The organism is Streptomyces sp. NPDC090499 (assembly GCF_044769305.1).
Classification (GTDB): Bacteria; Actinomycetota; Actinomycetes; order Streptomycetales; family Streptomycetaceae; genus Streptomyces.
This window is the reverse complement of sequence record NZ_JBIVXP010000001.1, coordinates 1,693,534-1,712,689: the sequence shown is the minus strand read 5'-3', so window position 1 is coordinate 1,712,689 and position 19,156 is coordinate 1,693,534. Positions and strand designations below refer to the sequence as shown.

At 71.9% G+C, this 19,156-nt stretch carries 16 protein-coding genes; 9 read left to right on the top strand and 7 right to left on the bottom strand.

Annotated elements, in window-relative coordinates:
- Positions 1-79: 79 nt before the first annotated feature.
- Complete coding sequence (locus ACIQVL_RS07915) at positions 80-1,135, top strand: LacI family DNA-binding transcriptional regulator (protein WP_403434353.1); 1,056 nt, start codon at positions 80-82, stop codon at positions 1,133-1,135.
- Between the two features lie 183 nt (positions 1,136-1,318).
- Here the strand turns inward: ACIQVL_RS07915 and ACIQVL_RS07910 are convergent, their stop codons facing one another.
- Positions 1,319-2,113 (bottom strand): SDR family NAD(P)-dependent oxidoreductase, encoded by a 795-nt coding sequence (locus ACIQVL_RS07910; RefSeq protein WP_403434350.1) that lies wholly within the window; start codon positions 2,111-2,113, stop codon positions 1,319-1,321.
- Between the two features lie 101 nt (positions 2,114-2,214).
- Positions 2,215-2,790: a TetR/AcrR family transcriptional regulator gene (locus ACIQVL_RS07905; protein ID WP_403474726.1), complete on the bottom strand. Its 576-nt coding sequence runs from the start codon at positions 2,788-2,790 to the stop codon at positions 2,215-2,217.
- A gap of 117 nt (positions 2,791-2,907) precedes the next feature.
- On the opposite strand from ACIQVL_RS07905, the gene ACIQVL_RS07900 reads away from it, so the two are divergent.
- Together ACIQVL_RS07900 and ACIQVL_RS07895 are read left to right on the top strand one after the other, a co-directional pair.
- On the top strand, positions 2,908-5,622 hold the full coding sequence (locus ACIQVL_RS07900; protein ID WP_403474725.1) for an AAA family ATPase: 2,715 nt from the start codon (positions 2,908-2,910) through the stop codon (positions 5,620-5,622).
- A gap of 85 nt (positions 5,623-5,707) precedes the next feature.
- Complete coding sequence (locus tag ACIQVL_RS07895; RefSeq protein ID WP_403474724.1) at positions 5,708-8,491, top strand: AAA family ATPase; 2,784 nt, start codon at positions 5,708-5,710, stop codon at positions 8,489-8,491.
- On the opposite strand, the gene ACIQVL_RS07890 is transcribed toward ACIQVL_RS07895, so the two are convergent.
- From ACIQVL_RS07890 to ACIQVL_RS07870, 5 genes are all read right to left on the bottom strand, one after another.
- Positions 8,430-9,389, bottom strand: coding sequence for an alpha/beta fold hydrolase (locus ACIQVL_RS07890; RefSeq protein ID WP_403474723.1), 960 nt, complete (start codon positions 9,387-9,389; stop codon positions 8,430-8,432). The genes ACIQVL_RS07895 and ACIQVL_RS07890 overlap by 62 nt on opposite strands.
- 163 nt (positions 9,390-9,552) lie before the next feature.
- Positions 9,553-10,386, bottom strand: coding sequence for an alpha/beta fold hydrolase (locus tag ACIQVL_RS07885; RefSeq protein WP_403474722.1), 834 nt, complete (start codon positions 10,384-10,386; stop codon positions 9,553-9,555).
- 98 nt (positions 10,387-10,484) lie between these two features.
- Complete coding sequence (locus ACIQVL_RS07880; RefSeq protein WP_403474721.1) at positions 10,485-11,312, bottom strand: SDR family NAD(P)-dependent oxidoreductase; 828 nt, start codon at positions 11,310-11,312, stop codon at positions 10,485-10,487.
- On the bottom strand, positions 11,309-12,124 hold the full coding sequence (locus ACIQVL_RS07875) for an alpha/beta hydrolase (RefSeq protein WP_403434331.1): 816 nt from the start codon (positions 12,122-12,124) through the stop codon (positions 11,309-11,311). Before ACIQVL_RS07875 ends, ACIQVL_RS07880 begins: the two co-directional genes overlap by 4 nt.
- Before the next feature lie 94 nt (positions 12,125-12,218).
- On the bottom strand, positions 12,219-13,301 hold the full coding sequence (locus ACIQVL_RS07870) for an MBL fold metallo-hydrolase (RefSeq protein ID WP_403474720.1): 1,083 nt from the start codon (positions 13,299-13,301) through the stop codon (positions 12,219-12,221).
- Positions 13,302-14,231: 930 nt separating this feature from the next.
- On the opposite strand from ACIQVL_RS07870, the gene ACIQVL_RS07865 reads away from it, so the two are divergent.
- The 6 genes from ACIQVL_RS07865 (at position 14,232) to istB (ending at position 19,091) form a co-directional block, all read left to right on the top strand.
- Entirely contained in the window at positions 14,232-15,086 is an 855-nt protein-coding gene (locus tag ACIQVL_RS07865) for a pentapeptide repeat-containing protein (protein WP_403434327.1), read from the top strand.
- Positions 15,061-15,471 carry an RHS repeat-associated core domain-containing protein gene (locus tag ACIQVL_RS07860; protein WP_403434324.1) on the top strand — a complete coding sequence of 137 codons (411 nt, stop codon included), beginning with the start codon at positions 15,061-15,063 and terminating at the stop codon, positions 15,469-15,471. The genes ACIQVL_RS07865 and ACIQVL_RS07860 overlap by 26 nt, the downstream gene beginning before the upstream one ends.
- A gap of 15 nt (positions 15,472-15,486) precedes the next feature.
- On the top strand, positions 15,487-15,609 hold the full coding sequence (locus ACIQVL_RS07855) for a hypothetical protein (RefSeq protein ID WP_403434321.1): 123 nt from the start codon (positions 15,487-15,489) through the stop codon (positions 15,607-15,609).
- Between the two features lie 161 nt (positions 15,610-15,770).
- Positions 15,771-16,280, top strand: a complete 510-nt coding sequence (locus ACIQVL_RS07850; protein WP_403474719.1) for a hypothetical protein — start codon at positions 15,771-15,773, stop codon at positions 16,278-16,280.
- A 397-nt stretch (positions 16,281-16,677) separates the two neighbouring features.
- On the top strand, positions 16,678-18,309 hold the full coding sequence (gene istA, locus ACIQVL_RS07845) for an IS21 family transposase (protein WP_403474718.1): 1,632 nt from the start codon (positions 16,678-16,680) through the stop codon (positions 18,307-18,309).
- Positions 18,306-19,091 carry an IS21-like element helper ATPase IstB gene (gene istB / locus ACIQVL_RS07840; RefSeq protein WP_359410648.1) on the top strand — a complete coding sequence of 262 codons (786 nt, stop codon included), beginning with the start codon at positions 18,306-18,308 and terminating at the stop codon, positions 19,089-19,091. The genes istA and istB overlap by 4 nt, the downstream gene beginning before the upstream one ends.
- Positions 19,092-19,156 lie beyond the last annotated feature (65 nt).

Sequence of the window (19,156 nt, the reverse complement as noted above, 5' to 3'; positions counted from 1 at the left end):
ACAGCCGCGGTTACGTTGACGTGCGGCACTGTTAGATTCCAGGCCAGCGAGTTGTACGTCGGCGAGGAGGGCAAAGCCCATGGCAAGCCACGGAGCGCGGGGGCGTAGTGGTGGTCGGCCCACCCTCGAAGAGGTGGCCGCGCGGGCCGGGGTCGGGCGCGGGACCGTGTCGCGGGTGATCAACGGGTCGCCGCGGGTCAGCGACGCCACCCGGGCCGCCGTCGAGGCCGCCGTCGAGGAGCTCGGTTACGTCCCGAACACCGCCGCCCGCGCCCTCGCCGCCAACCGCACCGACGCCATCGCCCTGGTCGTCCCCGAGCCGGAGACCCGGTTCTTCGCGGAGCCGTACTTCTCGGACATGCTCCGCGGTGTCGGCGCCGAACTCTCCGACACCGAGATGCAGTTGCTGCTGATCTTCGCGGGCAGCGACCGGGAGCGGCAGCGGCTCGCCCAGTACCTGGCCGCGCACCGCGTCGACGGTGTCCTGCTGGTCTCCGTGCACGCGGACGACCCGCTGCCCGACCTGCTCGCCCAGCTGGAGATCCCGGCCGTGATCAGCGGCCCGCGCTCCGCCGCCGAGACGCTGGCCTCCGTCGACTCCGACAACTACGGCGGCGGCCGCGCCGCGGTCGAGCACCTGCTCGCCTCCGGCCGCCGCAGCATCGCGCACATCACCGGCCGCCTGGACGTCTACGGCGCCCAGCGCCGCGTCGACGGCTACCGCGACGCCCTGCGCGACGCCGGTCACGAGGTCGACGAACTCCTCATCGAGCCTGGCGACTTCACCGAGGAGGGCGGCCGGCGCGCGATGTCCGTGCTGCTGGACCGGCACCCCGCCCTCGACGCCGTCTTCGCCGGCTCGGACGTGACGGCGGCGGGCGCCCGCCAGGTGCTGCGCGAGGCGGGCCGCCGCATCCCCGACGACGTGGCGCTGGTCGGGTACGACGACTCGGCGATCGCCCGCCACATGGAGCCGCCGCTCACCAGCGTCCGCCAGCCCATAGTGGAGATGGGCCGCGCGATGATCGATCTCCTCCTCGCCGAGATCGCCGACCGCCGCCCGGCCGTCTCCCGGGAGCTGGAGCGGCGGCACGCGGTCCTGCCGGCGGAGCTGGTGGTGCGGGCGTCGTCCTAGGGGCTCCGGCGGTGGTGCGGGCGTCGTCCTGGGCGCTTGGCCGGTGGTGCGGCTCGTGGGTCGGCCGCGGGGCGGTGGGTGCGAAGCCGGCGGCGAGGAGCCACTGGGTGGCGTCCGCGACCGTGTACCCGGATCCGCTCGGGTTGGTCTTCTGACGGTGAACGGCTCTGCTGTGCGCGGGCCTCAGAGTGTCTTGGTCTGGCCGCCGTCGACGAGGGTCTCCGTGCCGGTGATGTTGGCGGCCAGCGGGGAGGCGAGGAACAGGGCGAGGTCGGCGACTTCGTGTGCCTCGCTGATGCGTCCGGACGTGATGCCCATGCTCTGCGGCACGATGACGTCCAGCGCCTCCTGCGCGGTGGACCCGGCGGCCGCGGCGGTGGCGTCGGCGAAGCCGCCCGGCGCGGTCCAGAACGGCGTGCGGACCGGGCCCGGAGCGATGGCGTTGACGCGTACGCCCTGGGGCGCGAACTCCTCGGACAGGGACTTGTTGAGGTTGGTCAGTGCGGCCTTGGCCGCCGAGTAGTCGACCACCATCGGGAAGGGCAGCCGGGCGTTGATCGAGCTGATGTTGACGATGGCCGCGTCGCCCGCCGCGATCAGGTGGGGGAGGGCGGCGCGGCTGGTGCGGACGGCGCTGAAGAAGGTCAGGTCGAAGATCCGCTGCCAGTCGGCGTCGTCGACCTTGAGGAACGACTCGCGCGGTTCGGCGGCGCCGACGTTGTTGACCAGGATGTCCAGGCGCCGGTGCCGTTCCACGGCCTGCCGGACCAGGGACTCGGCGCCCGCTGCGGTGGACAGGTCGACCGGCACGAACGTGATGTCGTGGCGGGCCGCCAGGGCGTCCAGCTCGGGAGTGGCGGAGCGGCTGCCGGCCACGACCTTGACGCCCTCGCCCGCCAGCTTCTCGACGAGGGCCAGACCGATGCCCTTGCCGGCCCCGGTGACGACGGCGACCTTGTCCTTGAGGTGCAGTTCCATGACAGTCTCTTTCCGGATCGGTTTCTGGATTGGTCAATACATAATTACGGTACGAGTGGCGGCCGTGCGGGCGCCGCGAAGGCGGAGCCGGCCTGCGGCGGTCAGTCCAGTGCGCGCATTGCGGTGTCCAGGGCGTCCTCCGTGAACTCCCGGCCGGTGCGCGCCAGGCCGACGACGCGGATCCCCTGGATGAACGTGGTGAGGAACCGGGCCAGCTTCCTCGGATCCTTGTCCGGCGCGATCTCGCCCCGCGCCTGCGCCTGCTCCAGGGCGCCGGCGAGGAGGGACTCGACCTGCCGGATGGCGGCGGTGACCCGGTCCGCCGTCGCGGGCTGCTCGGCGCACTGCGTCGAGGCGCTGACCACGAGGCAGCCGCGCGTGGGGTCGGCCAGGTCCGTCTCGATCATGGAGCTGAGCACCTTGCGGATCGCGGGCCGGATGCCGGTCGGCCCGTCGAGGGCCTTCGCCAGGTCGCCGCCCTGGAGCGAGGTGTAGCGCTCCAGGGCGCGGACGTAGAGCTGCTCCTTCGAGCCGAAGGCCGCGTAGAAGCTGCCGCTGCCGATGGCCAGCTCCTGCAGCAGGTCCTGCAGGGAGGTCTCGGCGTAGCCGCGGCGCCAGAACAGGTCCATCGCGCGGTCTGTCGCCCGGTCCATGTCGAATTCCCTGGTGCGTGCCATGGCGCAAGAGTAGCCCACTTTGTGGAATAGTCAATCCAGTATTGGGGTCCGGCTCAGGGGCGCAGTAACCTGACCTTCCAGAAGACCGGGTCCGGGGACCCGGTCGGTGGGGGGAACGTGGAGCTCATCGGCCGGGACGACCAGCTGGATCTGCTGCGCCGGCTGCTCGCCGAACCGCGGGGCCACGGGAGCGCGGTGCTGGTCCGCGGGGCCCCCGGCATCGGGAAGACGGCGTTGCTCGCCGAGGCCGCCGCCCTCGCCGAGGGGCTCGGCTACCGGGTCCTGCGCACCAGCGGTGCCGAGGCCGAGAGCGACATCCCCTACGCCGGTCTGCAGCTCGTCCTGCGCCCGCTGGCCGCGGGTGCCGCCGAACTGGCCGCGCCGCACCGGCAGGCGCTGGACACCGCTCTCGGGCACGCCGGGGCAGCTGTCCCCGACGTCTTCCTGGTCGGTCTGGCCGTCCTCAACCTGCTGGCCGACGCGGCCGCGGCCGCGCCGGTGCTGGTCCTGGTCGACGACGTCCAGTGGCTCGACGATGCCACCGCCAGCGTCCTGGCCTTCGTCGCGCGCAGGGTCGGCACCGAGCCGGTGGTCGTGGTGGGAGCCGCACGTGACGGCTACCGTTCGCGTCTGAACTCCGACGAACTCACCTCCGTGACCCTGGGCCCGCTCACGGACGGCCAGGCCGCGGAACTCCTCGCGGTACGCGCCCCGGAGCTGCGGCCGACCGCGCACCGCCGGCTGCTGGCCGAGGCCGGCGGGAATCCCCTGGCCCTGACCGAGCTCTCCCGCACCCTCGGCGCGTCGGCCGATCCGCACCTGCCCCAGCTGCCGCTCACCGAGCGGCTCGAACAGGCCTTCACCGACCGCCTGGAGACCCTGCCCGACATCACCCGCAGTCTGTTGCGGATCGCGGCTCTCGACGACAGCCCGTCGCTCACCGAGATCTGCCGGGCGACCCGCCGGCTCACCGGCGTCACGGCGGGGCCCGCGGAACTCGAGCCGGCCGTGCGCGCCCGGCTCGTCCAGGTCGTCGGTACCGAAGTGCGGTTCGGGCACCCGCTGATGCGGTCGGCGATCCACCAGACCATGCCCGTCGGCGTCCGGCACGCCGCGCACGCCGCCCTCGCCGCTGTGCTCGGCGAACACCCGGACCGGCAGCTACGGCACCGGGCCGCGGCGGCGCACGCCCCGGAGGAGGCGGTCGCCGCCGCGTTGGAGGACGCCGCGCACCGGGCCGCCCGCCGCGGCGGCATCGCGGCCGCCGTCACGGCCCTCGAACAGGCCGCCGCGCTCAGCGAGGACACCGACCGCCGAGCGGAACGGCTGCTGCGGGCCGCCGACTTCGCCGTCGAGCTCGGCCGGCCCGAGACCGTGACCCGGCTGCTGGACCAGGCGCTCACCGGGCCGCTGTCCCGGCGCCAGCACGCCACGGTCGTCTGGCTTCGCGGCAGCTTCGACGAGGGACTGCTCAGCCACTCGTCCGGCGCCAACTCGCTGACGGCACTCGCCGAGGAGATGGCGGCGGAGGACCGTGCGCTGGCGCTGCGGATCCTGTGGAGCGCCGCGCAGCTGTGCTTCTGGACCGATCCGGGCCCGGCGGCCCGCCGCACGGTGCTGCAGACCGTCGAGCGGATGGAGCTGGACGAACTCGATCCGTGGCGGCTGGCCATCTGCGCCTACGCCGCGCCGGTCGAACGCGGTGCCTACGTCCTGGACCGTGCCCGGCGCGCCGTCCCGCAGGAGGGTGACGACGGCCGCGCCTACCGCATGCTCAGCACGGCCTCGCTGCTGGTCGGCGGCTTCCACCTGACGCGGGCGTTCTCGGCGGCCGGCGGCGCACCGCTGCGTGCCCAGGGACGCCTGGGACTGCTGGCCCGGACGGTCGGCGCGGACGCGTGGAGCGCCCTCGTGGTCGGCGACCTCGGCGCGGCGATCGCCGCGACCGCGGAGTCACGGAGGCTGGCGCACGAGACCAGCCAGACGATGATGTACGCGCTGATGACGGCCACCGCGGCCAAGCTGGCCGCGCTGCGCGGTGAGGCCGACACCGCCCTCGCGCTGGCCGAGGAGGCGGAGGGGATCGGACTGCCGGCCGGGGCACGTCCGGTGCTGGCCACCGCGTCCACGGCACGCGGGCTGGCCGCGCTGGGCGCGGGCCGGTTCGAGGAGGCCTTCGGCCACTTCCGCAGGCTGCACGATCCGGCGGACCCCGCGTTCCAGATCGCCCTGCGGCTGACGGCCGTGGGCGACCTCGTCGACGCGGCGGCGCACTGCGGGCGGCTGGCGGACGTGCTCCCGGTCGTGACCGAGCTGGAGGAGGTCGCCACGGTGACCCCCGCCCCGGTCCTGCACGCCGAACTGCGTCTGGTCCGGGCACTGCTGGCCGCCGACGAGGACGCCGACCCGCTCTTCGCGGCCGCGCTGGCCGCCGACCTCGGCGCGTGGCCGCTGATCAGGGCCCGCACCCACCTGGCCTACGGCGAATGGCTGCGGCGCCGGCGGCGCAGGGTCGAGTCCCGCGACCACCTCCGTGCCGCCCGCGACATGTTCGACGCGCTCGGCGCGATCCCCTGGGGGGAGCGGGCCCGCCAGGAACTGCGCGCGGCCGGCGAGACCAGCCGCCGCCGGGACCCCGACGCCCGGGACCGGCTGACCGCCCACGAACTGCAGATCGTCCGGCTCGCCGCGGACGGGCTGACCAACCGTGAGATAGGCCAGCGGCTCTACCTCTCGCACCGCACCGTCAGCTCGCACCTGCACCGGATCTTCCCCAAGCTGGGCGTGGCCTCGCGCGCCGAACTGCGGACGGTGGTCGGCGCACTGCGCTGACCACCGTCACATGACGCTCGCTTCCGGCCGCACGGCGTTCCTAGCGTTCTCCATGTCAGGACATCGACAAGAGGGGAGCGGTGCCATGGGGCGGAACGGGGCCCAGCCGGCGTCCGAGACGCCGATGGTGGGCCGCCACCCCGAACGCGAAGCCATCGGACGACTGCTCGACACCGTGCGCGACGGCCTCGGCGGAGCTCTGGTCCTGACCGGCGAACCCGGGATCGGCAAGACCCGGCTGCTCGGGTACGCCGCGGACCGGGCCGCGGAACTCCGTGTGGTCCGGCTGACCGCGGTCGAGCCCGAGAAGGGTCTCGGCTTCGGCGCGCTGTACCGGCTGCTGCGGCCGTTCCTGGACCGGACGGGCCGGCTGCCCGGACCGCAGCGGGCTGCGCTGGAGGCGGCCCTCGGCCTCGTCTCAGGGCCGCCCGCGGACCGCTGTCTGGTCGGGCTGGCCACGCTGACACTGCTGTCCGAGGCCGCCGCCGAGCAGCCGCTGCTGATGCTGCTCGACGATGCGCAATGGCTGGACCGGGAGTCGGCCGAGGCGCTCGCGTTCACCGCCCGCCGGCTGCACGCCGACTCCCTGGGCCTGATCATCGCCGTCCGCGACGGGCTCGGGGACAACGCCCTGTTCGACGCGCTCAGCGTGCACCCCGTGACCGGCCTGCCGGAGCCGGAGGCCAGGGTGCTGCTCTCGGCCGGCACCCGGCGGGTGGACCCGGCGGTGGCCGACCGGATCGTCGCCGGTACCGGCGGCAACCCGCTCGCGCTGCTGGAGCTGGCCGACACCCTCGCCGCCGAACAGCTCTCCGGTGTCGCCCCGTTGCCCGATCCGCTGCCGGTGGGCAGGCTGCTGGAGGGGCACTTCCGGCGCCTGGTCCGCGCCATGCCGCCGGCGACCGGAGCCCTCCTGCTGCTGCTCGCGGCGGCCCCCTCGGACGGCACCGGAACCGTGTGCCGGGCCGCCCGGCGGCTGGGCCTGTCGGCCCGCGCCGCCGAGCCGGCGGTCCGCGCGGGAATCCTCGCCCCGGACACGCCGCCGGACTTCCGGCATCCCCTGATCCGCTCGGCGGTCTACGCCGCCGCCGAACCCGGCGAGCGCCGCCGCGCACACGCGGCACTGGCCGCCGCCTGCGACCCGGTGGCGGACGCCGACCGCCGCGCCTGGCACCGGGCCGAGGCCGCCGAGGGCGTGGCCGACGACGTCGCCGACGACCTGGAGGCCGCCTCCGAGCGGGCCCGCTCCCGCGGCGGCCACTCCCAGCAGGCCCTGTTCCTGTCACGCGCCGCCGATTTCACCGGCGACCCCGACCAACGGGCCGAGCGGCTGCTGGACGCGGCACAGGCCCATCTGACGTCCGGCGACGCACCGGCGGCAGGGGCCGCGCTGGAACGGGCGGGCGCCGACATCCGGGACCCCGTGATGCGCACCCGCGAGCTGCGGATGCGGGCGACCGCGCAGATGTTCCAGCTCGCCGTCGCCGACGTCCCGGCGATGCTGCTCGACGCCGTGACCCGGCTCGGAGCGCGGGACCCGCGGCTGACCTCGGAGTTGCTCAGCGAGGCACTGCACGCCGCGCTGGTCGCCCACGACACCGTACGGGGCACGTCGCTGGCCGAGGTCGGGGCCGCGGTCGTCGCCGCACGCCACGACCCGGACCCCGTGGTGCGCGGCCGGGACCTGCTCATGGAGGGCCTGGCGCGGCGCGTGGCCGAGGGGTACGAGCACGGCGCGCCCGTGCTGCGTGCCGCTCTGGACGGACTGCGGCGCGGCCGCGGGACCGAGCAGGCGCACAGTCCCTTCGCGGTGATGCTGCTGATGGCCTGCGACGATCTGTGGGACGCCCAGGCCGGGCGGGAACTCGCCGAGCGCCTGGCGGCGGCGGACAGAGCCGCCGGCGCGTTGTACGCACTGGGCATCACCCTGCTCGTCGAGGCACGCTACGACCTCCTGGACGGACGGTTCACGCAGGCGGAGACCCGCTACGCCGAGTTCGACGACATCGCGGCTGCCACCGGGTTCCCCGGCGGCGGGGACATCAACCGGCTCCACCTGTTCGCACTGACCGGCCGGGAGGCCGAACTGCGGGCGGCGGTGCGGCGGGCCGCGGGGATGAGGAGCCTGGGCCACGGTGTGCTCCAGCTGATGGCGCAGCACGCGCTGACCCTGTTCGAGCTGGGGCAGGGCCACTACCGGCAGGCGATGCAGCACGCGTGGGCGGTCTTCGAGGAGGACCCTGCGACCTGCGGCAATCTGGTCCTGCCGCTGCTCGTCGAGGCCGGTGTCCGCACCGGCGACCCGGACGGCGCGGCGCGGGCCCTGCGCCGGCTGGCGGAACGGGCGCCGCTCGCCGGTACACCGTGGGCCCTGGGCACCCTGGCCCTCGGCCGGGCGCTGACGGCCCGGGGCGACGATGCCGAGAAGCTCTACCAGGAGTCGGTCGAACTGCTGGGGCAGGGTCCGCTGGCCCTGGAACGGGCCCGCGCCCGGCTGCTGTTCGGCGAGTGGCTGCGCCGCCGCAAGCGGCGCTCCGATGCCAGGAAGCAGTTGCGCGCCGCGTACGAGAGCTTCGAGGCCTTCGGCGCGGCGCCCTACGCCGAGCGGGCCCGGACGGAGCTGCTGGCCACCGGCGAGACCGCCCGCAGGCGGACCGAGGAGACCAGGTTCGATCTCACACCACGGGAGCGGCAGGTGGCCGCCCTGGCCGCCGCGGGACTGACCAACGGGGAGATCGCGACACGGCTGTTCGTCACCGCCTCGACCGTCGAGTTCCACCTGAACAAGGTGTTCCGCAAGCTCGGCATCACCTCCCGGAGGCGGATCCCCCGCGCGGTCGGCGAACCGGACCCGGCGAGCCAGGACTGACCTCCTGCGCGGCCGCGAAGAAGTCGAGGTACTGGCGGGCGAGTTCGGCGGGTGCCTCCAACGGGATGTTGTGCCCCGCCCGCTCGATCACCACAGAGGTGACGTTCAGCGCGACCCGGGCCATCTGCTCCCCGGGCTCCGCGGCCAGGTAGGCGCGGCCCCCGACGGCCAGCACCGGGCACTCCAGCGGGACGGCGAACTGCGGCCGGTTCTGGTCGGCGTCGGTCTCGGTCGCCCGGTACAGCTCGAACACCGCGTGGTTGCCGCCCGGTTCTTCGAGCCCCCGGGTGTACTCGTCCTCGTCGGCGTCCGTGTACGCACTCGGGTCCCACATGATCCGCCGCATGAAGTACGTCCAGAACGCACGCTCACGGCCGGCCAGCAGCAGCTCGGGGTAGTGCGGGAGGCCGAACAGCGAGCGGTGCCAGCCGGTGCGGGGATCCTCGGCGGCGAGCGCCCCGAGGGCGGGAACCGGCAGGCCGGGCAGTCTGGTCTCCTGGAAGACGAGTTGGACGACCTTCGGGCGGTGGAAGGCCGCCACGGCGTAGGCGACGGCCGCACCCCAGTCCTCGCCCACCACCCGGTACCGGTCGTGTCCCAGCGCCGCCATGAGCGCGGCGACGTCGGCGGCCAGGGTCCGCGTGTCGTACCCGGACACCGGACGTCCGGAGCCGCCGAACCCCCGCAGGTCCACCGCGACGACCGTGTGGTGCGGCGTGAGCAGCGGGATGACGTGGCGCCAGAAGAACATGGTCTTCGGCACCCCGTGGATCAGGACGACCGGATCGCCGCTGCCGCCCGTCGCACAGTGCAGGTCGACCCCGTTGACCCGGGGCCGGCCGTGGACCAGCGGCACGCCGGCGTGATCCGTCATCCCCTGCGCTCCGGATCTCGTCATCGCCGACTCCTCGGGTCCGTTTCCCGTCGGCACCGACCGCGCCGACGGGGCGTATTCCACACCGGCCGACGTACCGCTCGCACCGGGGGGTGACCCCGGTCCGAGGACGCGCCGGCCGGTGAGCGCGCGGAGCAGGCTCCCGGTGCGCGGCCGAGCCGGGCGGCTACTTGGCCAGGAAGGCCAGCAGCGCGGCGTTGACCTCTTCGGCGTGCGTCCACAGCAGGCCGTGCGGGGCGCCCTCGATCTCGACGTACTCGGCCGAGGGCAGCAGCGCGTGGAACGGCCGCCCGGTGGCGTCGACCGGCAGGATCCGGTCGGCGGTGCCGTGCAGGATCAGCGCCGGTACGTCGATCTTGGCGACGTCGGCGCGGAAGTCGGTGATCCAGGTGGGCACGCACGCCACCGACGCGTACGCCGAGGCGCCCGCCGCCACGTTCCAGCTCGCCCGCACCGCCTCTTCGCTGATCCGGCTGCCGAGCGTCTCGTCGAGGTTGTAGAACGCCTCGTAGAAGGCGGTGAAGTAGGCGTAGCGGTCCTTGGTGACCGCCTCCAGGATGCCGTCGAAGACGGACTGGTCGACGCCGTCCGGGTTGTCGTCGGTCTTCAGCAGGAACGGTTCGAGGGAAGCCAGGAAGGCGGCCTTGGCGACGCGCTGCGAGCCGTACGTCCCCAGGTAGCGGCCGACCTCCCCGGTGCCCATGGAGAACCCGACGAGTACCGCGTCGGTGAGCTCCAGCCCGGTCAGCACCGCGTGCAGATCGGCGGCGAAACTGTCGTAGTCGTAGCCCGTGGTCGGCTGTGACGACCGGCCGAAACCGCGCCGGTCGTAGGTGATGACCCGGTACCCCGCGTCGAGCAGGGCCGGGAGCTGCCTCTCCCACGAGTGGCCGTCCAGCGGATAGCCGTGGATCAGCACGACGGGCCGCCCGCTCCCGTGGTCCTCGTAGTACAGCTCGATGTCGGCGGAGTTCTCCTGGCCGACGGTCATGTACGGCATGTCGGTTGCCCTTCGTGGGTTCGGCGGGCCGGCGCGCGGTCGGGGCGCCGGGGCGGTGGGGACGGGGCGGTGGGACGGACGCGTGCCGTGACGGCGCGTCAGAGGGATTCGACGAGGCCGCCGTCGATGACGAAGTCGGCGCCGGTGATGTTCGCCGCCCGGGGACCGGCGAGGTAGACCACGAGGTCGGCGACCTCCGACGGCCGGGTGAAGCGGCCGGTCACCGACTGGCCGGCCGCGCCCCGGGCCACCTCCCCGGGGTCGACGCCCCGGGACCGGCCGACCGTGTCGGCGACGCCGCCGGCGCCCTGCCACAGTGCCGTCTCCACCGGTCCGGGACCGATGGTGTTCACCCGCACACCGCGGGGTCCCACCTCCTTGGACAGCGCCTTGCAGAAGTTGGTCAGCGCCGCCTTCGCCGCCCCGTAGTCGATGACCAGCGGGTCCGGCAGCCGGGCGTTGACCGAGGAGACGGTGACGATCCGTCCCGCGCCGGTGGCGAGCAGGTACGGCAGGGCGGCCCGGGTGGCCCGGACGGCGGCCATGAGGTTGACCGTGAACGTCCACTCCCAGTCCTCGTCCGTCACGCCCAGGAAGCCGTCCACCCGCGGCCGCACCGCCCCGACGTTGTTCACCAGGACGTCGACACCGCCATGGACCGCCACCGCCTCGGCGACCAGCGCGGGCGGACCGTCGGCCGTCGCGAGGTCGACCTCCACCACGGTGAGCTCGGCCCCGCGCTTCACGTGCTCGTCGAGGGCCTCGGTGCGTTCCCTGGAACCCGCGACGACACGGGAGCCGGCCGCGAGGAAGCCCTCGACGACGGCCAGCCCGATGCCGCGCCCGGCCCCGGTGACCACGACGGTCTCCCCGGCCAGGCCCGCGTCGGCACCGGACGTTGCGGCGGCCCGGGGACCGGAGTTCACCGCCCGGCCCCCAGCTCCTGCTGCCGCAGCCAGGTGAGCACGGTGTCCGCGACCTCGCGCCAGCCGCCGTCGATCGTCAGCGAGTGCCCGCGGTCGGGGAAGCTGATGATGTCGGTGACCGCCTCGGAGTGCCGGTACTGCTTGAGGGTGGCCCGGGTGACGACCTCGGGCACCGTGTGGTCCTTGCCGCCGGAGACGAGCAGCAGCGGGCCGCGCCCGCTGTTGTCCGTGTCGACCTTCGCCGGCGAATGGGGGTTGAAGTTGGCGGCGGCGGCCTCGTACAGCGGCTTGCCCGGCGCGGGGATGGTCCAGCGCTCGTACAGGGCCGCCGACTCCTCCTCCGCGACGGCGTTGCCGAAGGCGAACCGGAACTGCTCCGCGCTCAGGGAGACCGACCGGTGCCTGTTGGCCGGGTTCCTGAAGACCGGGAGCGTCGCCTTCAGCGCGGACAGCGGCAGGGGCAGTACGCCCTTGATCTGCGCGGCGTCGATCGCGACCGCCGCGGCGGCGCGGTCCTGGCCGAGCAGCTTCTGCGCGATCATCCCGCCGAACGAGTGGCCGATCAGGATCGGCCGCACGGGCAGGGCCTCGATCAGGGCCGCGTAGTGCGCGACGACGTCGTCGATGCCGTGGTCGGCGATGCTCCCGGGATTCCGGCGCGCCTCCTCGACGGTGCCGGGGTCGCCCGGCCACCCGGGCGCGGACGGGTCGTAGCCCTCCTCGCGGAACAGGTCGATCCACGGCTGCCAGGAGGTGCTGTGCAGCCAGAGTCCGTGGATGAAGACCACGGGAAGGGGAAGGGGGACGGTCATGGCTGGGCCTCTCTTGTGTGGGTGTCCTGACCCGGCATGTGCACACGAGACCAGGACCCTGGGTGCTCTCGCACCGGGGATCCACCCCAGTCGTTCAGGGGTGCACGCCGAACGGCCCGAGGACACCGGCGTCGATCCGCAGGGACTCCAGCAGCGTCCAGGCGTTGTCCCGCGTGAAGACGTCGGCGGCGGCAAGGACCCCGGTGTACTTCGCGGCCACGGGAGCGGCGGCGGCGTCCGCGACCGCGTCGAGGAACGTCTTGAAGATCGCCCACGAGTTTCCCTGCGCGCCGTACTTGGCGAAGAACGGGGCCGGGTCGACGGAGGCGATCGCCGAACGGGTGCTGGCCTCCAGATCGTCCATGTACCGGATCTGCAGGGCGCCGTCCGCGCGGACCCCGAGCCGCCCGAGATGGCCGCCGACGAACGTCTCCCACGGGTAGTCCATCGCGATGCTCTGGGCCTTGATCCAGTCGGGGATGTCCTGGGAGACCGCGAGGTTCCTGAACGGCACCCAGCCCGGGTACAGGACGTCGACCAGCATCAGGGTGTCGTATTCGGGCGCGTGGACGAAGATGTTGTCGGGGGAGTGGTTGGGGCCGTGGTACGCCAGCCGCAGGGTCTCTCCGCCGACCTTGAGCCGGTACGTGTCGTGGAACGTGACCGTCGGCAGCGGCCGGTTGGGGTCCGCCGCGCGGGCCAGCAGGCCGGCCGTCGCGGCGTGTGCGATCCGGACGACATCGGTTCCGAACAGACCGGCGGCGCCGATGTGGTCGGCGTGCGAGTGCGAGTAGACGAGGTGTGTGACCCTGCCCGGCCGGCCGTTGGCCCGGGTGATGTCGTCGATGGCGCGGAGCAGGTTGTGCCCGATGGTCGGCGGCGCGTCGACGAGGACGACGCCCCGCGGGGTCGTCAGGAACATGGCCTGGTAGTAGGAGTCCGTGACCCAGTAGAGGTTTCCGGCGATCCGGCCCACGTAGTAGCCGGCCTCGTTCACCTTGGGCCCGGCCGCGGCGGCCGGTACCGGCGCGAAGTCGGGCAGCCCGCCCGCGTCGGCACGGGCGGGCTCGGCCGACGCGCCCACGCCGACGAGGGCGGCCGCCGGCACGGCAAGCGCGCCGGCGGCACCCTTGAGGAATCCGCGGCGGCCGGCCGGAGCCTGGAGTTCGGGAGACATGTGAGTGTGGTCGCCTTCCGGTTCGGTGACAGAGTTCGACGGCGAAGTTCGACGGCACGGTTCGGTGACACAGAAGACATCGGTGCACAGGAGACAAGGACGGGGCCCGAGCGGCCGCGACTGCCGGTGACCGTCGGTGACCCGTCCGGTCCGCTGCGCCACCGGAGGTGTCCAGGACAGCACCGCCGGAGCAGCGTTCGCACCGGGGCACGACCCCAGCGGGACGCACCCTCCGGCGGCTGCCGTGGACCGGCGCGGGCATCGGGGCGCAGGCACGCGGCCGGCCCGGCGCGACAGGGCGAAGAAGCCCGCAACCTGCAGCATGCGGGCGGGAATTGAGGCACGGATTCGGCAACGACGCGTTCGCCCGGACCAGATGCGAAAAGGCCCCCGATCCGCGCTTCCGCGGCTGTGACCTGCGGCGATGTGGAATATCGGGACAAAAGCGTGGCGTTCGATGGCGCTCAATGACGATGGATGCAGATCAATTCCGCTCTCTGTTCGCGTGGGAACAGTCCGGGAACGGAGAGCGTGACGCGGGCGGGGCGTGAGTAGAAATCGGCCTGTCCGCGATCGCCTTCGGGCAGCACCTGCGGCGAGGCAATCGACCTTGTCTCCAGCGTGTCCGAGGAGTCCTTCGGCTCGCACGCCGCCCACATCTCGGCGGACGGGACGGTCCAGAGCCCGTAGCAGGGTGACTCCACCTGACTCGGGACAGTGTGCTCAAGCCTCACCGGATCGACGGATAGCTCGGCCTCGGTCCGGTGCGTTGGAATATGTGACATGGTGAGCTGGTTCGGATGGAATCGTGACAGAGTGCCCGCACGTGGGGACGAGAAGTCGGGCGAAGCGCCACCGGACCCGACAGGGGAGCCGCCGGGAGGCGGCCCGGATCAAAGGAGCCGATCAGGTCCGGACACCATCACGCCCATGGAAAGACGCCTGCTCCGCGTTCAGACGGCCACGATGGTCGCGACGCTGTTGCCGGGCGTCGCCGCACTCTTTGCGCTCGTCTTCACCTATGCCTCGGTGAACCAGGCAAAGACACAACTCGAGATCGCCAGGGACGGGCATATCACCGATCGTTACAACGCCGCGGTGACCAACCTCGGAGCGCGCTCCGTCGACCAGCGCATCGGCGGGATCTTCGCTCTCCAGCGCATCATGAAGGACTCGCCCCCCGACCGGCCGGCCATCGTCCGGATCCTCTGTGCCTTCGTGCGCGAGCACGCCCCCGACCAGGGATCCCGCATCACGTCCGCCGTAAAGCTCGACATCCCGACCACTCTGGCTGCCGATGTCTCCGCGAGTCTGGAGGTGCTGCGCACCCAGAGCGTTCGCCGTCACGACGCCGTCACCGTCGATCTCCATGACTCCGCCATCCGCGACGCGTACCTCTATGGAGCCCACTTGGACCACGCAAATCTCAACTACGCGGACCTCAGGGCTGCTGACCTGGGCCGCAGTTGGCTACGGAAGGCCTATCTGTGGCATGCGGACCTGCGCGGGGCGCGTCTGCGCGGCGCGCGGATGGAGGGCGTGCATCTGAAGGGAGCCGATCTGCGGGATGCCGATCTCCAGGGCGCACACCTCTACCAGGCCGGATTCGAAGCGACCGACCTGCGGGGCACCGATATCCGCGGCACGGATCTGCAAGGAACGTTCCATCTCACGGCCGAGCAGGTCGTGTCGGCGAAGCCGAACTCCAGGACACGGTTGCCGAAGGCCATCGCCGACGACCAGCGGGTACGAGCACGGATTGCCGAAGTGGAAGCCCAGAGGTGACTCGACGCCTCAGGGCGACGGCACGCTCTCCTTCGTCGTCGCCGACCATCACGGCACCGGCGAACTCGCCGTCGAGGCCGCGACCCAGGCCCTGGTGCAGCGCCGCACCCTGCCCTTCGGCGGAGTGCGCGCCACGGTGCCGTCGGCCGGGAGCTGGCCGGGCACCAAGGGCTTCGTGGGCGGTACGCAGGACCCGACCGGCCTCACCCATCTCGGAGCCCGGGAGTACGACCCGGAGACGGGCCGCTTCCTCAGCGCCGACGCGGTCGTCGTCCCGGCGGACCCGCAGCAGCTGAACGGCTACGCCTACGGACACAACAACCCGTTGCGGCGCAGCGACCCGACCGGCAACTACGACCCCGACATGATGGAGTACTGCCGGTAGAACCCCGGCAAGTGCGTGGGCGGGCGGATCGTCCCCAGCAAGCCGTCCAAGCCCAAGAAGAACCCGAACCCGGGGATGGACCGGAAGCGCGCCCATATGCCGACGGTGCAGAACGAGCGCCTGGAGAAGATCATCTAGGAGCTCTACATCAGGCCGCAGGTCGCGGACTCGGACGTCCAGGGCGACGGCAAGACGGCCACGGCCCTGATCGAGGAGATGAACAAGGGGAAGGCCTTCGGCGGCGACGGCACGAAATGGCACATCGAGAAGGCCGTCGCGAAACTCGGTGGCCTGCGTGCTTGCTGGAGGACGACCGCAAGGCCAAGGAGAGCAACGGAAAGGGGATTCTCTCCGACTCCGATCGCAAGGTGGCGATCAATGAGTCGAAGGATCTCTGGACCGCGCTCAACTCGGACGACGTGGCCGGGCAGGTGACGAAGAACGTGAAGACATCGGGGTTCGACAAGACGGTGTCCAAACTCATCAAGACAGTTATCTCGTCGGAATCGATGAGTGAGGTCACCGGGCAGAAGTTCGCCGTCCCCGAGAACCTCCACCCGAAGGCGCCCCAGCGGGCCGTGCCCACGGGTGAGAAGATCAAGGGCCGTGGCTTCGCCAAGGCGTTCGGTGTGGTGGGCGGCGCCGTCAGCGCCGCGCAGTTCCCGGTGGACGCTTACAACTACGGGTTCGAGGAAGCGACGAAGCAGCTCACGGAGTCACTGACGGACCCGCTGGACGTGGTCCCCGACGGCCAGGGCGCAGGATGCCTGTTCTTCGGGGAGTGTTATGTGGTGAGCGGCACACTATGAAAAGGTATGAATATGGTAGGGAATCTCGTCCGATGATCTGGTGGTGCGGCTCAGGCGGCTGCTCCCGGAGGTCGAGCCCTACATCGAAATGGCGGCGGAGCGCGAAGGTCTGAGTGCGTCGCAGGTGACCCATTGGGAGGAGGTCGCCATTCATCCGGGGACACTCCTGTCCGAAGTCCTTGCGCACCCACTGTTTCAGCCGGTGATGGAATCTCCGGAAAACGACGCGGAGCAAGATGGCGTTAACGGTTTGAACTGGCCCCACTTTTCCGGCCCGAGTTGGCCCCACCGGCGGGGCGCGTGGGAGCGTTCGGGGGTTGTTCCGGCTTGAGTTGGCCCCACCCTGCGGAGAGCGCTGGGATGCTCGCGGTAGGTCGCCGTGAGGGGGCGATGCCGGATGGCGTCCTCGAAGGAAGAGCTGTTCCTACTGATCCGCCGGGACTCGTGGCGCGAGGGGTTGTCGGTCCGCGCGCTGGCGCGCAAGTACCGGGTTCACCGCCGTCTGGTGCGCGAGGCCTTGTGCTCGGCGGTCCCCGCGCCGCGCCGCACTCCGAGGCGGCATTCGCCGAGGTTGGAGCCGTTCAAGAAGACGATTGACCAGTGGCTGCTGGACGATCTGGACGCTCCGCCCAAGCAGCGGCACACCGTGAAGCGGATCCTGACCCGGCTTCAGCACGAGGCCGGCGCCGAGATCGCTTACTCGACGGTCTGGGATTACGTGAGCCAGCGCCGCCAGGAGATCGCCGAGGCCGCGGGGGCGACGCCGGCGGCCGGGTTCGTGATTCGGCACAACCAGCCCGGCGTGGACGCGGAGGTCGACTTCGGCGAGGCCTGGATCGATCTGGCCGGCGAGCGCACCAAGTGCTTCGTGTTCGCGTTCCGGCTTGCCTACTCGGGCAAGGCGGTCCACCGGATCACCGCGTCCTGCGGGCAGGAGGCCTTCCTCGACGGCCACGTCCACGCGTTTCGCACGCTGGGCGGTATCCTCGCTGGCCAGATCCGCTACGACAACCTGTCTCCGGCGGTCTCGCGGGTGATCCGCAAGAGCCGCTCGCGCGAAGAGCATCCTCGCTGGGCCGACTTCCGCAAGCACTTCTCGATCACCCCTTTCTACTGCGAGCCGGGCCTTCGCGGGGCGCACGAGAAGGGCGGAGTGGAGGGGCAGGTCGGCTACTGGCGCCGCAACTACCTCACCCCCGTGCCCCGCGTCGACAGCCTCGATGAGCTCAACGAGGCCTTCGCCCGTTTCGAGCAGGCCGAGGAGAGCCGCCGGATCGGGTTGCGGATCCGCACTATCGGCCAGGACTTCGCCCACGAGGCCCCTCTGCTGTTGCCGCTGCCCGGGGAAGGGTTCGAGACCGGCCTCGCCTTCAGTCCGCGCGTCGACCGCTACGGCATGGTCGCGGTCCGGGTCTGCCGCTACTCGGTCCCGGCCCGGTTCATCGGCCGCACCGTCCACGCGCTGCTGCGGTCCGACGAGGTCGTGGTCTTCCACGGCCGCACGGAGATCGCCCGCCACCCGCGGCTGACCGCCAAAGGCGCCGAACGGGTCGTGCTGGACCACTTCCTGGAGGTCCTGCTGGCCAAGCCCGGTGCCCTGGCCGGCTCCGAGGCCCTGGACCAGGCCTGCCGCGAGGGCACCTTCACCCCCGCCCACGAGGCGTTCTGGGCCGCCGCCAAGCACACTCTCGGCGAGACGGACGGCACGAAAGCCCTGGTCCACGTCTTGTTGCTGCACCGGCACCTGCAGCACCGCGACGTCGTCGCCGGGATCCGTGCCGCCCTGGCGGTCGGAGCCTGCACTGCGGACGTGGTCGCGCTGGAGGCCCGCAAGGCCGCCGAGACCGAAGGCCGGTCCCCGACGGTGACCGCGAGCGCCATGCCGGCGGAGCTGGTCACACCGCCCGAGCTGCCGCTGCCCAGTTTGACCGAGCGCCGGGCCAGCCGGCTGCCCGTCGACCAGCGACCCCTGCCCGCCCTCGAACGCTGGGACCAGCTGCTGCACCGACCAGGAAAGGAACAGCCATGACCGGCCCGCACCACACCCTGACCGAGCCCGCCTCCGATGCCGCGATCGATACCGCCTGCCGGGTCCTGCGGCTGCCGACCATGCGGGCCCAGTTCGCCGACACCGTCAACCGAGCCGAACGCGAGCACCTGTCCTACCGCGGCTTCCTTGCCGAACTGCTGATGGCCGAGTGCGAGGACCGCGACCGACGCCGGTCCGAACGCCGCATCCGCGCGGCCGGTTTCCCGCGCTCGAAGTGGCTGTCCGACTTCGACTACACCGCGAACCCCAACGTCACCCCGGCCCTGGTCAACAACCTCGCCACCTGCGAATGGGTCAAGAAGGGCGAGCCGCTCTGCCTCATCGGCGACTCCGGCACCGGCAAGACCCACCTGCTGATCGGGCTCGGCTCCGCCGCCGCGATGGCCGGCTTCCGGGTCCGCTACGCGCTCGCCGCCCGCCTGGTCAACGAACTCGTCGAAGCAGCCGACGACAAGCAGCTGACCAAGACCATCGCCCGCTACGGCCGCGTCGATCTCCTTTGCATCGACGAGCTTGGCTACCTCGAACTGGACCGCCGCGGCGCCGAGATGCTGTTCCAGGTTCTGACCGAGCGCGAGGAAAAGAACAGTGTTGCGATCGCCTCGAACGAATCGTTCGGAGGCTGGACCAAGACCTTCACCGACCCCCGCCTCTGCGCGGCCATCGTCGACCGCCTCACCTTCAACGGCACCATCATCGAGACAGGCACCGAGTCCTACCGACTCGCCCAGACCAAAGCCAAACAGCAGGCCAAGCGATAGAAGCAGCCCATCGCACCCGACCGCCAGCCGTGTGGTTGGATCACGCGGAACGAATCTTCGCGGCG

Bases quoted from the DNA above. Each gene is read 5' to 3' on its own strand.
- ACIQVL_RS07885 (WP_403474722.1), bottom strand. From the start codon at position 10,386: ATGCCGTACATGACCGTCGGCCAGGAGAACTCCGCCGACATCGAGCTG.
- ACIQVL_RS07910 (WP_403434350.1), bottom strand. From the start codon at position 2,113: ATGGAACTGCACCTCAAGGACAAGGTCGCCGTCGTCACCGGGGCCGGC.
- istA (WP_403474718.1), top strand. From the start codon at position 16,678: ATGGCGTCCTCGAAGGAAGAGCTGTTCCTACTGATCCGCCGGGACTCG.
- istB (WP_359410648.1), top strand. From the start codon at position 18,306: ATGACCGGCCCGCACCACACCCTGACCGAGCCCGCCTCCGATGCCGCG.
- ACIQVL_RS07905 (WP_403474726.1), bottom strand. From the start codon at position 2,790: ATGGCACGCACCAGGGAATTCGACATGGACCGGGCGACAGACCGCGCG.
- ACIQVL_RS07915 (WP_403434353.1), top strand. From the start codon at position 80: ATGGCAAGCCACGGAGCGCGGGGGCGTAGTGGTGGTCGGCCCACCCTC.
- ACIQVL_RS07865 (WP_403434327.1), top strand. From the start codon at position 14,232: ATGGAAAGACGCCTGCTCCGCGTTCAGACGGCCACGATGGTCGCGACG.
- ACIQVL_RS07870 (WP_403474720.1), bottom strand. From the start codon at position 13,301: ATGTCTCCCGAACTCCAGGCTCCGGCCGGCCGCCGCGGATTCCTCAAG.
- ACIQVL_RS07875 (WP_403434331.1), bottom strand. From the start codon at position 12,124: ATGACCGTCCCCCTTCCCCTTCCCGTGGTCTTCATCCACGGACTCTGG.
- ACIQVL_RS07890 (WP_403474723.1), bottom strand. From the start codon at position 9,389: ATGACGAGATCCGGAGCGCAGGGGATGACGGATCACGCCGGCGTGCCG.
- ACIQVL_RS07895 (WP_403474724.1), top strand. From the start codon at position 5,708: ATGGGGCGGAACGGGGCCCAGCCGGCGTCCGAGACGCCGATGGTGGGC.